Source organism: Gemmatimonadaceae bacterium, assembly GCA_030647905.1.
GTDB lineage: Bacteria > Gemmatimonadota > Gemmatimonadetes > Gemmatimonadales > Gemmatimonadaceae > UBA4720.
This window is the reverse complement of record JAUSJA010000024.1, coordinates 1-11,161: the sequence shown is the minus strand read 5'-3', so window position 1 is coordinate 11,161 and position 11,161 is coordinate 1. Positions and strand designations below refer to the sequence as shown.

Below are 11,161 nucleotides of genomic sequence, written 5' to 3'. Positions count from 1 at the left end.
TCCGTTGATTAGTTGGTATGAAGTGGCTGGACCTCCACGGCGACGTGGTGGCAACTTCGCCCCACAAACACGGACGTGCTCATCGTCTTGCGACGAGGCACAACTAACCGGGAGGCCAGCCGATGGATACGATAGGACTGGATCTGCACAAGCGCGAGAGTCAGCTGTGCATTCTCGCCGAGGACGGGACCGTACAGGAGCGAAGGATCGTCACCAGCCGGGAGCGGTTCGGAGCAGTGCTAGGCAATCGCCCCAGGGCGAGGATTCTTCTTGAGGCGTCCACCGAGAGCGAGTGGGTAGCGCAGCATCTCGAGAGCCTTGGCCATGAGGTGGTAGTCGCCGATCCGAACTATGCGCCGATGTATGCTACGCGGAGTCGCCGCGTGAAGACCGACAAGCGCGATGCTCGTACGCTCGCCGAAGCGCTGAGGATAGGAGCCTTTCGGCCGGCGCATCGGGTATCGCCGGCGAGACGCCATGTTCGAGCGGAACTCGCTGTGCGCGAAGCCCTCGTCCGAACCCGCACGCGCTACATCTCGCTTGCCAAGGCGCTGGTGAGACGTGATGGATTGCGAGTCGCTGGCAGTGAGGCAGAGAAGGTTGCACAGAGGATATCCGAACTCGATCTCTCCGATACTCTGGCTGCCGAGCTGATGCCGCTTTTTCAGGTGCTGGCACCGATCAACGAGCAGATCGACGCAGCTGACCGGCGCATTGCCGAGTTGTCAAAGAACGATACAGAGGTGGCCCTTCTGACTACTGCGCCATCGATCGGGCCGGTGACAGCAAGCGCAGTGGTTGCCACGGTGGATGACATTTCGCGATTTCGATCAGCGCATCAGTTCGAGGCGTTCCTCGGCTTGGTGCCAGGAGAGCGAAGCTCGGGCGAGAAGCGCAGAGTCGGGAAGATCACGAAGGCCGGCAACTCGCGTGTCCGCTATCTGCTTGTCGAGGCTGCCTGGCGGATCATGAGATCGAAGAGTGAGGAGACTGCAGCGCTCCGAGCGTGGGCGCAGATAATCGCAACTCGACGGGGAAAGCGGATCGCCGTCGTAGCTCTGGCGCGTCGCCTTGCTGGGGTTCTGTTCGCGATGTGGAGAGATCATTCACAGTACAACGCGGCGCAACTCCGCATGCCTCGGTCGCTACTGGCAAAGGCGAGCTGATGCTGAAGTGAACGTGCGAAGTTCGAGATGACTGAATAGGAGCGGCGAGCGCGTAGCAGTCTATGGCCGCAGTCGAGAGCCGAAAATTAGTTGGCGCCGCCGTTCCTTCGTAAACCCAAATGCGCCGAGGCCAGTGTGCCTCACAACCGAGCGCGAACAGAAGGCTGAGCAGCACCTCGAAGATCGCACGGACAATTGAAGAGATTCAACGGCAAGTGCAATTCGTACTTGACGCGGGGCGCCGCTTCACAGAAGACTGCTCAAGTCCCCAGCAAAGACAATCTTCGTATGTCGATTCCAGCAATCCTGGTCCAAGATGCCGATGCACTTCTATCGCAGCGCCGATAATACGTTCCATGAGGCTCTCTGTCTCCCAATGACTCAGGCTCATATTCAATGGAGGCACTGAGCATCTCTTTTTTGCATGGCCGTGCAGTTCCCCCAGTAACCGTTTTCCTCCGTGCTCTTCGTGTCTTGTGGCGAGTGCAGAGACATGGCAGAGGACAAGTACTTTCTCAGGTGAAATCGGACCGGCTAGCCTGTCTCCCACCCTGTGAACCGACTGCCGAGCTAAACTGACCCACTACCGAGGCGGCCGGTGGTGGGTCAGTTTGGCAGACTTCAGGAAAAGTCAACGTAGAAAGGCACAGGTGCGAGACGGCAGAGGCATAGCAGTGAGTTCCGAGGGGCCTCGCAACTGTTGACTGTGCTTCTGGCACTCCCACACCTGTGACTTTCTTCGTTTACTGGCTACCGGCGAAACACTCCAGACAGCGACAGCATCAGTCCTACCAGCGGGATTACCGTGGCCGTCCAGAAGCCGAACATCCACAGGATCAGCTCAGACCTGAGCCGCTGGGTTCTCGTGTCGAGAGTGGACTCAATTCTCGCTTCAAGCGCCCCGAGCTTCGACTGGAAGCTCACTTCGAGAGCCCCGAGCTTCGCCTGGAAGCTCACTTCGAGAGCGCCGAGCTTCGCGTCGATCCGCGCTCCGAGCGCGCCGAGCTTCTCGTCGAAACGCTCTGCCATACCGTCAAGACGCTCGTCAAACGCGCCGAACCGGGTCTCCACTCGCTCCCAGTTCAGATCATTCACTTCCTTCAGTTGACGCTGATAAGTCGCATCCACGGCGTTGAACCACTCCACCAGCTCATTGGCGATTTCGTCTCCGAATCGCTCGTAGAACTTGCGTGAAAGTTTCGCGGTGACCGGCACAACTTCTCCTGGCGTGATTCACCGCATCGTAAACGTCGCCTCGGCGCAGTCCGACATCAATAGGTTTCTCGACCAATCAGACGGTAACCGCCGTCCTCCAGCTACTGCCTTGGGGGTTTAGCGAGGCGCGCGCGTGTTTCGGGCGCTGCTCAGGCCCTCTCAGCCCGTGCGTCGGGCCATTTGAAAATGCAGGAACCTGTCGAAAACCGGCGTCTTCCGCACCTCAACTCGCTCCGCGTAAGTACTCTCGCCTGGAACCTCACGCACTTCCAACAGACCGAACCATTCCAGCGGCCGCACCAGCCACGCGGAAGCGCGCCACGCGGCCTCATCGAACCATGGCGGAGATTCGCGATCAGCAGGTACAGTCATCTCGGGACGCCACACACGTCGCGACAGCTCCTTTTCGCTCACCCAGTTACGAGCCATGCCGCGCACCACCCACAAGGAGAATGCGATGTCCGACTGCAGGCGTGGCTGCTCCCGCAGCGTGTCGGTGTACGCGAGATTCAACTTCTTGTAATACGCATTGAACAGCGCGGCATGCAGCTCGCCAGCCCGGCTATCACGCAACAGCAACTTTCCTCTGGCCGAAATGCGAAACCCCTTGCGACGAACCACCAGGCCAGCGAGAGTCGCGACCAGCCGCGAAACGTGTAATGGCCAGACATCGGCTTCGTTAAGAGTCCGAGCGCTCTGGTTCAGCTCGTCGCCTGAAGCTCCCTCCCACCTCAATCGCTCAAGCATCGTTCGCACGAACGCGCGCGACAGATTGCCAGCCTGAGTCGCGGGGGCGGGTCCGTCGTCTCGAAGCGCCAGGAGCAAAGCGCGCACGTTGAACAGGAAACGCGAATGGGAAAGGTCATCGAGGCTCAGGTCGGTGGCGAGTCGAAGTCCCTGCCCGTTGAACCAGTCAACATCGAGGAGTGAGCGCATCTGGTTTGGAGACAGGCCCTCGAGACCCTCCTGACCCGCGTCGTTGTATGCCGCCATTCGCGCATCGACGAACGCCTGCGCCTCACTCATATCGCGGAAGGTTCTCCTCCTCAACTCGAGCACCACCTCCTGAAGCGCCTGGTGCGCCCCGCCGACGGCGGGTAGTCCGCCCAGCTCCCGTGGGACACCATCACCCGTTTCGCGGCGGTTGCTCACAGTACCGCTCCTCGCGAGCGACGACGCTCAACTGTCAAACCCGCCTCCCGGATCGACGCGAGCTGCACTCCGCGTTCGCGCCTCGTGCCTCAACCGCTCCAGCTCCGCGCGAAGCGGAGTCCAGTATTCGCGATCGGCATGACGTTCATCGGCTTCCTCCGCGGCGAGGCGCACTTCCAGCTCCAGGACACTCCCCGCAATGGCGGACTCCAGCAATGGACGCCGCTCCACGAGAGCCCCAGCTTCAACGCCGTGCATCCCGGCCGCCTCCACCAGCAACTCCGGCGTCCGCAGCTCCCTCAACCAGAACCGGATTCGTTCAGGCGTGGCCTCATCGCGAAACCCGAAATAGTTGGCCTCCACCAGCCGCCGCACCATCGGCCAGTCCTTGTCGCGCTGCGTCTTCTTGGCCACAACGAGATCGGGCAAGGCCATGATCTCCACCTCACCCATCCAGGGAAGTTCCGCCGTCATCCGCCTTTCCCATAACGATGGGAAAGCATCGACCCCACGCATCTTCGACATGACGTCGAGCCGCATCCGCTTCACGTCAGCGCGGCGGCACGCGAAGTGAATGCTGTGACCACGGTCGAGGTACTCCTTGGCAAACGGCGGCACCGAGATGACTTCCGCCTCGAGCTCCTCGACCGCCGCGGTCAGTCGCTCGAGGTTTGCGGTGTCGGCGAGAATTACCAGATCGGTGTCGCGGCTAAACTCCGCCGCGCCGTAGAAGATGCACGCCTGTTCCCCCATCAGCAGCGACTTCACGTCGTGCCTGCGGATCGTCGAAAGGACTTTGTGTATCGGCGTCTGGCTCAAGCGTGCCTCCCAGCGTCGTGTATGTAGCCCACATGCGGGCGCTTTCTGCCCATCGCTCTGCGGGCGTGAGGCGATACCACTCCGCCCACTCCGGCTCGCATATGTCCTCGGGCTCGATTCGCTTCATGCCGCCCCACCGTGACCTTTGCGTTGCATAACTGTAGCATACAAGGTACAGGTAGGCAGTTCGCGTTCGCCACTCATCAACCGGGCCAATAGCATGCGCATCAACGCCTTCGCTCTCGCCGCGCTCGCCGCGGGCACTTCTCCATGGCTGCTCCACGGAACCGTCGCGGGACCGCCCGCGACCCGTTCGGTAGACACGGTTTTCATCCGGACCGCACCGCCACCGGTAGACTACGATGAGCTCGCGCGCCACGTCATTGCGCGTCTCCCGCGCACGGCCGCCGCGCCGACGGTCATTGATGGTGACCTCGTCGTGAAGGGACGACTCTCCGTTGGTGGACCCGCGGAGCCCGGTACCGACTACGGGGTCACGATTCGCGGACCATCGTCGGCTGCTCTCCGCTTCATTTCAAACGAGGCACTTCAGGATCCGCAGCGCGCCACGAGCCAGCACCGCCACGTCGGCACAGTCGCCCTGAGCCAGGACGGCGGCCTGCGGCTCGACCAGAACAGCACGTGTTACTCGGACTCGCGCAGCTGCATCGCCGACGACCGTCTCCGGCGCCGCGCGCACTCGGGGTTCGATTCGGTGGGCGACATGTCGTTCTACATATCAGACGTGGACTCGCTCACCGGTCAGCCTACCGCGCCGCTCGCGCAGAGCCTCGTGTTCCGCCTGCTCGACTGGGACGGCAACATTCACATCGCGTCGCACCGCCCGGGCCAGCGCATCTATTTCAACAGCAGTACTGCTCTCCATGCGGCAGATCTTCAATGGGAAGTTCCACTACACTGACGGCGTGGCTCGCGCTCGGCTGCCAGGGCCAGTCTCTCCCACATGTCCTCCCGCTCGCTCGCCGAGCGCGCGAACGATAGAAGTGTGCCGAAGCGGCAGTCGCTCGCTGACAAATATTGTCTGGCGCGGCGCTGTGGCGGGAGCAACTTTCCATCCATGGTGTACGTCATATGAATGGGAACAGCGCCGTTGCGGCGTGGCCCATGCATTGATTGCCTGTCCCATTATCAGGAGCCCAAGTGATGTCAGCCTTCGTCAGAACGTCACCGCGCGCGTCGCATGTCGCGGGACTGTTTCTCGCGGCAGTAGTTCTCGCCGCCGGCTCTCACCGGCCCCGGCCCCTGTACGCACAGGGCGGCGCGCGCATCAGTGGCGCGGGGATCAGCAAGGTCGGCCGTGACACGCGAAAACTGACCGTCAGCGCGCAGGCGCCGGCCGGCTCAAGCGCGGCCACGGGCACCATTCAGTTCATTCACAACAGCCCCGCGGGACTGTCGCGGTTTCGCGGAACGATCACCTGTCTCAGCGTGAGCGGCGGAGTCGTTCAGATAAGCGGAGCGATCGAGAAAGGCGAGACAGCGACTGGCGCACTGCTCGATGGCAAGGCGTACGCTTTCACGATCAACTCAACTGCATCGCCGCAGACGTTCTCGCTTCCAACCGTCGGCGAAGTTGCGGCCGTCGGAGCGTGCAGTGGCGGGCGGTCAGAAACTGTCCCCGTGACCGAGGACGGTTTTCGGATTCAGTGACGGCTGAGATCGTCAACAGGTTCGTGGAGTGACGCTAGAACGGGCTCCGTAGTCTGAATCCTAAATCGAACGTGTAGTAGTCCGCTCGCTTCTCGCCGCGCGTGGTCACGCCCGCCGATGTGGCGCTGTACTTCAGCTTCTGCCCGATGTACCTGACCTGCGGCGTGAGATTGAACAGAACCATCACTGGAATGTCCACGCCCGCGCCGAGCTCGTAGCCCGGACGGCGATCCGTCGTGATTTTCGTGGCTGTCGCCGATCCGCCCACCGTTCCGGTCATCTCGTTCAACGTGATCCCCGCTTTCACCCACGGCTTGATCAGCGGGATCAGCGGCACGCCGAGCCGGACGCCCGCGCTGATCCCGGAAAGCTTATACTTGCCGCTCGACGCGCACGACTGATCCTGGCAACCGAAGTTGATGTGGTCGAGTCCCGCATATACTCCGAGCGGACCGAGGCCGACTCCCGCATCGAGTCCGTATCCCAACCCGGGATTCGCTCCCTTCAGATACGGATCCTGACTCGCGCCCTGCCCTGTTTCGGCGAAGCTTCCGGTTGGAATCCCGGCGCCCGCGCGAACGCCGACGTACACCAGCTGTGCCTGAGCCGGCGGAGCGAACGCAGCTATAGCCCCTGTGACTGCGAGAATCCTGAACGACACATTCATTACATCTCCGTTAGTGAGTCGCCGCGGCTTTTCCCTCATTTACGCGCGCCTTTCCATCCCGGCCCGCGCACAACCTGACCGGGAGTGGCGCCGGTATGCTGGCCGTCCTTCAGAACCCGCTTCCCGTTCACGAAGACATGCACCATCCCGGCCGAGTACTGATGCGGATTCTCGAACGTCGCGTTGTCCGCGACTTTCGCGGGATCGAAGACGACGACGTCGGCGAAGTATCCGGGCATGAGCGAGCCACGCCTCGCTATCCGGAGATTCTGCGCCGGCAGCGACGTAAGCCGGCGGATCGCGTCTTCCATCGGAATGATCTTCTCGTCGCGCACGTATCTGCCGAGCAGGCGCGCGAAGTTCCCGTAGGTGCGCGGATGCGTGCTCGACCGGAGGAACACGCCTTCCGCGGCAGGCGCTCCCGCGTCGGAGCCGAAGCTCACCCACGGAATTGCGATCTGCCTCCTGACATTGTCTTCCGACATGAGGAAGTAGACCGTGCCGACGCGGCTGCCGTCCTCGACGACGAGATCCATCGCCGTCTCCTCCGGCGACTTCCCGCGCATGCGCGCGACCTCGGCCAGCGTCTTTCCCGTCAGCGGCTTGAGCGAGTCGTTCCTGAACCCGACGAGAAGAATCTTGTCCGGCGAGCCGACCGCGGCGAAGAAATTCTCCCATTTGTCGGTAGGTGTGCGCATCTCCACAGCGACGCGCGCGCGAATCGCCGGATCCTGAAGCCGTTTCGCCCATTCCTTGTATCCGCCCTCCTGCACCCAGGGAGGCATCGCTGCATCGAGCCCCGTCTGGCCGGCGGTGTAGGTGTACATGTCCGCCCTGACGTTAAGGCCGGCGGCGCGCGCCGAGTCAACCTTGGCGATGACCGCAGGCAGCTTGCTCCAGTTGTCATTCCCGGCCGCCTTGAGATGATATATCTCACCAGCGACGCCGCCTTCGCGCGCGATGCGCATCAGCTCGTCCACCGACTCGAGCAGCCGCGCTCCTTCACTCCGCATGTGCGAGATGTACGTTCCGCCGTACGGCGAGGCTGCGCGCGCCAGTGCGATGAGCTCGTCTGTCTTTGCGTAGAATGCCGGCGCGTAGATGAGCGCGGACCCTACTCCGAGCGCGCCATCCTCCATGGCCTGGCGGACGAGCGCCTGCATCCGCTCGAGCTCGGCCGGTGTTGGCGGCCGGTCGGCGTATCCAATCTCGTGCACCCGCACCGTTGTCGCGCCGATGAACGACGCGACGTTGGGCGAGACACCCTTCTCGACGAGATAGCCGAGGTATTCGCCGAGGGTCGTCCAGTTGATGTCGTACTTGATGTCGCCCTGCTGCTCGACCGCCTCTTTCTTCATCGCGTCGTTGAGGGGACCCATCGAGTCGCCCTCGCCGAATACCTCGAGCGTGACTCCCTGCAGGATGTCGCTCATCGCGCGGCCGTCCTGGATCAGCGACTCGGTTGCCCAGCTCAACATGTTGATGAAGCCGGGTGCGACCGCGAGTCCGTGCGCGTCTATCTCCTGCCTGCTGCGGGCTCCGGAGAGATTGCCGACGAGAGTAACCTTGTCTCCGTCAATCGCAACGTCGGCGATGCGGCCCGGCGAGCCCGAGCCGTCGTACACCATCCCGCCACGGATGACGACGTCGTGTGCGGGCGCGGGATATACCGCGGTTTGCGGTGCATGCGCGCACCCGAGGGCAAAAACCGTTGCGGCAAGAAAGCGGACTGAGCAGCGAACCATCGCATGTTCTCCGGAAGACGGCATCGTATGGTGCGATTCGGCCCCCAAACTTATCCGCCGGCGCGTGCGCGGCTACCGTCCCGGGATCGGAAGTCCGTGACGATCTGCGGCCGAGTCTGGCAAGCGCCCGCCGGTATGGCTACGTTGGCCACGATGACGCCACGCCGCACGAATGACGATCGCTGACGCCAATCGTCCGATCCAGAGTCTCTGGATCGGACCCGGGGTTTCGGCGATGGAGCAACTGTCGGTCGCATCGTTCCTCGCCAACGGCCACTCGTATCACCTCTACGCCTACGACGCGGTGAGGAATGTCCCGCCCGGCGTGGTCATGATGGATGCGGCCGGGATTCTTCCGGAGTCGAGCGCGTTTCAGTATTCCGCGCACGCGACGTGGGCCGGATTCGCGAACTTCTTTCGTTACAAACTGCTGCTGGAGCGGGGCGGGTGGTGGGCGGACACGGATCTCGTCTGCGTCAGGCCCTTCGACTTCGCCGACGAGTACGTGTTCTCGAGCGAGTTCAGCAACGGCCGGCCGCTGACAAACATCGGCGCGATAAAGGTGCCTGCCGGAAGCGAGCTCATGTCGTACATGTGGGCCGTCTGCCAGGCGAAGGATCCCGCGAAGCTCGTATGGGGTGAGACAGGACCGGAGCTGATGCACGACGCCGTCGAGCGATTCTCGATGCGGCGGTACGTCAAGCCGTACGACGTTTTCTGCCCGATTGGATTCCGCGAATGGCGCGCATTTCTCGACCCCGACCGTGCGGAGCCGCCGGGCGCGGAGACTTACGCGATCCACCTGTGGCATGAGATGTGGCGGGCGGCGGGACAGGACAAGAACCACCACTACCATCCGGCCAATCTTCATCCCAGCCGGTTTGGGCCCCGACCTTGCAATCCTTGGCTCTGGTTACGTCCTGCTCGCTTGGGGGACAATACACTCAGCAAGGAGACGAGGATGATCAAGACAAACCGGAGATGGGCGCTTCCGCTCATATTGAGCGCGCTGGCCGCGTCGGCGTGTGGCGTGCGCACTCAGACTACTGACATCAGTCCGAGCCTGAGTCACGCTCCGACATGCGATGAGGCGGTCGACCTCTACACGAGCCGGGCGCAGGTTCCCCACGACTACCATGAGTTGGCCTGGATCAGCGCCGAGGGCAATTCGGTTTATACGAGCGATGGAAAAATCACCGACCAGGTCAAGAAGAAGGCGGCCCAGGTTGGCGCGAACGCGATAATCGTGAACGATTTTCAGGAGTCGGGGGCTACCACGAAGGTTATTGGCGCGGCACTGGGTTCGAATTCAGCCGACGCGAAGGTCTCTGCGCTGGCGATCTACATGCCGGCTGAGGCGGGACGCGTAACGCTTAAGTGCGGGAAGTAGCGGTACGGGTCAAACGCAGAGTCGGCGACGGCGCGCCACTAGTGTGACAACATGGGAAACGATCACTACGCACCGGCAACGGACGACGTGATGGCGGTGCTTAATCGCAAGCGTCAGGCAGGGTGGCAATTTCCTAGGCCAACGGACACCAAGTAGCGATACCAGGAAAAGAAAACGCCTCGTCCGGCGCAGTAACGCTAGACGAGGCACAGACTTAGAGAAAGACCTTTCGGACCTACCAGCGATAGTGGGCGAACGCCTTGTTCGCTTCGGCCATGCGGTGCGTGTCTTCCTTCTTCTTGATCGCATTGCCCTCGCCCTTCGACGCGGAGATCACCTCGGCGGCAAGCTTCTCGGCCATCGACTTCTCGCCGCGGCTGCGGGAGAACGTGATGAGCCAGCGCATCGCGAGCGCGGTGCGGCGATCGGGGCGAACCTCGACCGGCACCTGGTACGTCGCACCACCGACGCGGCGGCTCTTCACTTCGACGGCCGGCTTCAGGTTGGTGAGGGCCTGCTTGAAGATCGTCACGCCGCTCTGGGCCGTGCGGGTCTCGACGAGATCCATGGCATCGTAGAAGATGCGCTCGGCAGTGGACTTCTTCCCCTGGTACATGATGGCGTTGATGAACTTCGAAACGGTCTGGCTGTCGTAGCGCGCATCGGCCAGAATGGGACGCTTCACCGACTTCTTGCGACGGCTCATTTACTTCTTTCCTCCGGCAGGTGCGGCCGCCTTGGGCTTCTTGGTGCCGTACTTTGAGCGGCTCTTGTTGCGGCCGTTCACGCCCGAGGCGTCGAGCGCGCCGCGAACGATGTGGTAGCGGACGCCGGGAAGATCCTTCACTCGGCCGCCGCGAATCAGTACGATCGAGTGCTCCTGCAGGTTGTGACCTTCACCGGGGATGTAGGCGGTGACCTCGAACCCGTTGGTCAGGCGCACACGGGCGACCTTGCGAAGCGCCGAGTTGGGCTTCTTGGGGGTCGTCGTGTACACGCGCGTGCAGACCCCGCGCTTCTGCGGGTTCGACTTGAGGGCAGGGGCTTTCTCTTTCTTCTGTACGTCGCGGCGACTCTGCCGGACTAGCTGATTGATTGTCGGCATTAAGGCTACTGGGTGTAAAAAATCCCCCGCAAAAGAGGGCGGGGTTAGCCTGTAAAATTAAGCCGGAGCGGGGGTTAGTGTCAACCCGAGTGTCAAGCCAAAGTAGAAATGTCCCCCGTCTTAACAAAGTAGAAATGTCCCCTTGGGTTCATGTTGTTATTGGAACTTCTGACTGCTCAGCTGGCGGGGTTTGGAAGGACATCACGCGTTGCCGCCGCTTTTCTTCAGCAG

At 62.1% G+C, this 11,161-nt stretch carries 11 protein-coding genes; 4 read left to right on the top strand and 7 right to left on the bottom strand.

What is annotated here, in order from left to right:
* The first annotated feature begins 122 nt into the window (after positions 1-122).
* Complete coding sequence (locus tag Q7S20_04795; protein ID MDO8501140.1) at positions 123-1,166, top strand: IS110 family transposase; 1,044 nt, start codon at positions 123-125, stop codon at positions 1,164-1,166.
* 750 nt (positions 1,167-1,916) lie between these two features.
* Here the strand turns inward: Q7S20_04795 and Q7S20_04790 are convergent.
* The 3 genes from Q7S20_04790 to Q7S20_04780 all read right to left on the bottom strand — a co-directional run bounded on the left by Q7S20_04790 (position 1,917) and on the right by Q7S20_04780 (position 4,352).
* On the bottom strand, positions 1,917-2,381 hold the full coding sequence (locus tag Q7S20_04790; protein ID MDO8501139.1) for a hypothetical protein: 465 nt from the start codon (positions 2,379-2,381) through the stop codon (positions 1,917-1,919).
* A 159-nt stretch (positions 2,382-2,540) separates the two neighbouring features.
* Complete coding sequence (locus Q7S20_04785) at positions 2,541-3,533, bottom strand: hypothetical protein (GenBank protein MDO8501138.1); 993 nt, start codon at positions 3,531-3,533, stop codon at positions 2,541-2,543.
* A 27-nt stretch (positions 3,534-3,560) separates the two neighbouring features.
* On the bottom strand, positions 3,561-4,352 hold the full coding sequence (locus Q7S20_04780; GenBank protein ID MDO8501137.1) for a hypothetical protein: 792 nt from the start codon (positions 4,350-4,352) through the stop codon (positions 3,561-3,563).
* A 220-nt stretch (positions 4,353-4,572) separates the two neighbouring features.
* Between Q7S20_04780 and Q7S20_04775 the strand changes: the two genes are divergently transcribed.
* Both Q7S20_04775 and Q7S20_04770 read left to right on the top strand, forming a co-directional pair.
* Entirely contained in the window at positions 4,573-5,274 is a 702-nt protein-coding gene (locus Q7S20_04775; GenBank protein ID MDO8501136.1) for a hypothetical protein, read from the top strand.
* A 242-nt stretch (positions 5,275-5,516) separates the two neighbouring features.
* Entirely contained in the window at positions 5,517-6,023 is a 507-nt protein-coding gene (locus tag Q7S20_04770) for a hypothetical protein (protein ID MDO8501135.1), read from the top strand.
* A gap of 34 nt (positions 6,024-6,057) precedes the next feature.
* Here the strand turns inward: Q7S20_04770 and Q7S20_04765 are convergent, their stop codons facing one another.
* Entirely contained in the window at positions 6,058-6,690 is a 633-nt protein-coding gene (locus tag Q7S20_04765; GenBank protein MDO8501134.1) for an outer membrane beta-barrel protein, read from the bottom strand.
* A gap of 35 nt (positions 6,691-6,725) precedes the next feature.
* Entirely contained in the window at positions 6,726-8,435 is a 1,710-nt protein-coding gene (locus tag Q7S20_04760) for a D-aminoacylase (GenBank protein ID MDO8501133.1), read from the bottom strand.
* Positions 8,436-8,607: 172 nt separating this feature from the next.
* On the opposite strand from Q7S20_04760, the gene Q7S20_04755 reads away from it, so the two are divergent.
* Positions 8,608-9,825, top strand: a complete 1,218-nt coding sequence (locus tag Q7S20_04755; protein ID MDO8501132.1) for a hypothetical protein — start codon at positions 8,608-8,610, stop codon at positions 9,823-9,825.
* 235 nt (positions 9,826-10,060) lie between these two features.
* Here the strand turns inward: Q7S20_04755 and rpsG are convergent, their stop codons facing one another.
* The gene (gene rpsG / locus Q7S20_04750; GenBank protein MDO8501131.1) at positions 10,061-10,531 is read right to left on the bottom strand and encodes a 30S ribosomal protein S7; all 471 of its coding nucleotides are present in this window, start codon (positions 10,529-10,531) and stop codon (positions 10,061-10,063) included.
* Positions 10,532-10,930, bottom strand: a complete 399-nt coding sequence (gene rpsL / locus Q7S20_04745; GenBank protein MDO8501130.1) for a 30S ribosomal protein S12 — start codon at positions 10,928-10,930, stop codon at positions 10,532-10,534.
* Between the last annotated feature and the right edge of the window lie 231 nt (positions 10,931-11,161).

What these genes read in the sequence shown, in the direction of transcription:
- Q7S20_04795 (MDO8501140.1), top strand. Translation starts at nt 123, where the DNA reads ATGGATACGATAGGACTGGATCTGCACAAGCGCGAGAGTCAGCTGTGC.
- Q7S20_04775 (MDO8501136.1), top strand. Translation starts at nt 4,573, where the DNA reads ATGCGCATCAACGCCTTCGCTCTCGCCGCGCTCGCCGCGGGCACTTCT.
- Q7S20_04770 (MDO8501135.1), top strand. Translation starts at nt 5,517, where the DNA reads ATGTCAGCCTTCGTCAGAACGTCACCGCGCGCGTCGCATGTCGCGGGA.
- Q7S20_04765 (MDO8501134.1), bottom strand. Translation starts at nt 6,690, where the DNA reads ATGAATGTGTCGTTCAGGATTCTCGCAGTCACAGGGGCTATAGCTGCG.
- Q7S20_04760 (MDO8501133.1), bottom strand. Translation starts at nt 8,435, where the DNA reads ATGGTTCGCTGCTCAGTCCGCTTTCTTGCCGCAACGGTTTTTGCCCTC.
- Q7S20_04755 (MDO8501132.1), top strand. Translation starts at nt 8,608, where the DNA reads ATGACGATCGCTGACGCCAATCGTCCGATCCAGAGTCTCTGGATCGGA.
- rpsG (MDO8501131.1), bottom strand. Translation starts at nt 10,531, where the DNA reads ATGAGCCGTCGCAAGAAGTCGGTGAAGCGTCCCATTCTGGCCGATGCG.
- rpsL (MDO8501130.1), bottom strand. Translation starts at nt 10,930, where the DNA reads ATGCCGACAATCAATCAGCTAGTCCGGCAGAGTCGCCGCGACGTACAG.